The sequence below is a fragment of the Actinoplanes sp. NPDC026623 genome (assembly GCF_040638275.1).
Lineage (GTDB): Bacteria > Actinomycetota > Actinomycetes > Mycobacteriales > Micromonosporaceae > Actinoplanes.
On the sequence record NZ_JBEZXZ010000390.1, the window covers coordinates 1 to 3,008 of the forward strand.

At 72.3% G+C, this 3,008-nt stretch carries 2 protein-coding genes and 1 pseudogene; 2 read left to right on the forward strand and 1 reads right to left on the reverse strand.

Annotation, left to right across the window (positions count from 1 at the left end):
- Positions 1 to 485: 485 nt before the first annotated feature.
- On the forward strand, positions 486 to 1,940 hold the full coding sequence (gene rox / locus AB0F10_RS45030; protein ID WP_360640671.1) for a rifampin monooxygenase: 1,455 nt from the start codon (positions 486 to 488) through the stop codon (positions 1,938 to 1,940).
- Positions 1,940 to 2,722 carry a thioesterase family protein gene (locus AB0F10_RS45035; protein WP_360640673.1) on the forward strand — a complete coding sequence of 261 codons (783 nt, stop codon included), beginning with the start codon at positions 1,940 to 1,942 and terminating at the stop codon, positions 2,720 to 2,722. The genes rox and AB0F10_RS45035 overlap by 1 nt, the downstream gene beginning before the upstream one ends.
- A 31-nt stretch (positions 2,723 to 2,753) precedes the next feature.
- Here the strand turns inward: AB0F10_RS45035 and AB0F10_RS45040 are convergent.
- A pseudogene (locus AB0F10_RS45040) lies at positions 2,754 to 3,008 on the reverse strand (hypothetical protein); the annotation flags it as partial.

A 3,008-nucleotide genomic window follows, 5' to 3' on the forward strand; every position in this document is an offset into this window, starting at 1 on the left:
CCCGCGCGCGGTGGCGGCGGCGGCCACGGCGTCGAGCAGCGCGGTCTTGCCGATGCCCTCGGGGCCGTGCAGGGCGGCACCGCCACCGGCGGCCAGCCGCGCCTCGACGGCCGCGAGCAGCGACGCCCTGCCGAACAGGGCGGTCGCGCCGAACTGCACGCGGGTATCCAGGGCCGTCTCCCCAGGTAGGCCGTAACAAGCGCCTTCAGCCTAAGAAGCCCGACACCCACCATCAATGCTTGCGCATGTGTCGATTCTTGCTTTTCGTCATATCAGTTACCCCCTCACACACCCCGGGCCGGAAACGACTGGACGCGACGATGCGCGGGCTTGTACCTTTCGGCTGACCGTGACACCGCCCGAGGAGGTGAGACCCATGAACCCTGTATCGATGTGGGTGCTCCCCCTCGCCGTCACGGCCGGGCGACTGACGTAGGTGTCGCCGGGAGCGCCTCCCCAACAGGCATTCCCGAAGGGCAACACCCATGGATACCTCGCAGTTCCCCACCGAGCACGACGTGATCATCGCCGGCTGCGGGCCGGTCGGCGCGATGCTGGCCGCCGAGCTGCGGCTGCACGACGTGCGGGTCCTCGTCCTGGACCGGGAGACCGAGCCCGCGTCGTACGCCCGCATCGTCGGCCTGCACATCCGCAGCATCGAGCTGATGGCGATGCGCGGGCTGCTGGAACGCGTCGCCGCGCGCGGAAGGCGGCGTCCGGCCGGCGCCTACTTCGCCGCCATCGACAAGCCCGCGCCGGCCAACGTGGATTCCGCGCACGCCTATCTGCTGGGCATCCCGCAGCCGGTCATCGTCAACCTGCTCGAGGAGCACGCGATCGGGCTGGGCGCGCAGGTGCGGCGCGACTGCGCGGTCGCCGGGTTCGCGCAGGACGACGACGGCGTCACCGTCGAACTGGCCGGCGGGGAACGGCTGCGCTCGCGCTACCTCGTCGGCTGTGACGGCGGGCGCAGCACGGTGCGCAAGCTGCTCGGCGTCGACTTCCCCGGCGAGCCGTCGCGGACCGAGACGCTGATGGGCGAGCTGGAGGCGGGCGTGCCGCCGGAGGAGATCGCCGCCAAGGTGACCGAGATCCGCGAGACCGAGAAGCGATTCATGTTCGGGCCCGTGGGCGAGCGGGTCTACCGCGTCATCATCCCCGCCGTGGGCATCGGCGATCGCGCGACACCGCCCACCCTCGAGGACTTCAGGCAACGGTTGCGCGCCCTCGCCGGGACCGACTTCGGCGCGCACTCCCCGCGCTGGCTGTCCCGCTTCGGCGACGCCACCCGGCTGGCCGAGCGCTATCGGGTCGGGCGGGTGCTGCTGGCCGGCGACGCGGCACACATTCATCCGCCGATCGGCGGGCAGGGCCTCAACCTGGGCATTCAGGACGCGTTCAACCTCGGCTGGAAGCTGGCGGCACAGGTCCGCGGCTGGGCGCCGGAGACCCTGCTGGACACGTACCAGGCCGAGCGGCATCCGGTCGCCGCGGACGTGCTGGACAACACCCGCGCCCAGATGGAACTGTCCTCCGCCGAGCCGGGCCCGCGGGCCGCGCGCAGGCTGCTCACCGAGCTCATGGACTTCGACGACGTCAACCGCCATCTGCTCGAGAAGATCACCGCGATCGGCATCCGCTACGACTTCGGCGCCGGACCCGACCTGCTCGGCCGCCGGCTGCGCGACATCGACGTGAAACAGGGCCGCCTCTACGACCTGCTGCATCGCGGCCGCGGCCTGCTGCTGGACCGCACCGAACGCCTGACCGCCGGCGGCTGGTCGGACCGGGTCGACCACCTCGGCGACCCCACCGCGGCGCTTGACGTTCCGGCAATCCTGCTCCGCCCCGACGGCCACGTCGCCTGGATCGGCGACGATCAGCGGGACCTGGACGACCACCTCTCCCGCTGGTTCGGCAGGCCTGCCAAGCTGGGGTGATGATCAGCTACTTCGAGCGGGTCGGTGCGCTGCGGTTCCGGCCCACCGAGGCCACCGGCGGCGCGTGGGCCCTCGACGAGCAGCACATCAGCCCGATGACGGGCCTGATCGTGCACGCCGTCGAGGAGTCCGCGCGGGCCCGGGGAGCCGGCGACATGGTGATCTCCCGGGTGAGCATGGACATCCTCGGGGTGCTCAAGATCGAGGACTTCGACCTGCGCGTCGAGGTCGTGCGGCCGGGACGGACCATCGAACTGGTCGAGGTCGTCGTCACCGCGCGGGGGCGGCCCGCCGTCCGGGCGCGGGTGTGGCGGATGACCGGTCAGGACACCTCGGCCGTCGCCGGCGGCGAGCCCGCTGCGCTGCCCGATCCCGGGCCGGTACCGACCTGGCCCCTGACGGACACGTGGGCGGGCGGCTACATCCGCTCGATCGAGGTGCGCCCGGTCGCGACGCCCCGGCCGGGGCGCACCACAGCGTGGATCTCCACCGGGCTCGAACTCGTCGCGGGCGAGCCGTGCAGCACGCTCGCCCGCTACCTCGCCCTGGTCGACACCGCCAACGGGATCGCGATGCGGCAGTCGCCGAAGGAGTGGCTGTTCCCGAACCTGGACCTGACGATCCACCTGTACCGGCAGCCGCGCGGCGGCTGGGTCGGCCTCGACACCGGCGTGATCTTCGGTGCGCACGGCCAGGGCCTCACGTCGACCACGCTGCACGACATCTCCGGCCCGGTCGGCCGCGCCGAACAGATCCTGACGGTCCGCCCGGCCCCCGGATAGCCCCGGCCGGCCGCCCGGCCCCCGTGGGCGGTCAGCCTCGGTCGCTGGTGACCGTGGTGGCGGTGACCGTACCGTCGGCGGCGGCATCGCCCTGGACGCTGACCGTGTCGCCCGCCTTCACGTCCTTGAGCTTGCCCCGCTTCGCCGTCCGGACCTTGGTGTCGCCGCCGGCCCGGACCGTCACCACAGTGCCGTCGGGGGTCTGCACGTAGATCGTGGTGCCGTCGACCAGCTTCACCTTTCCGGTGGTCGGGTTCGCAGCGGCCGCGGCGGTCGGTGCGGCGCC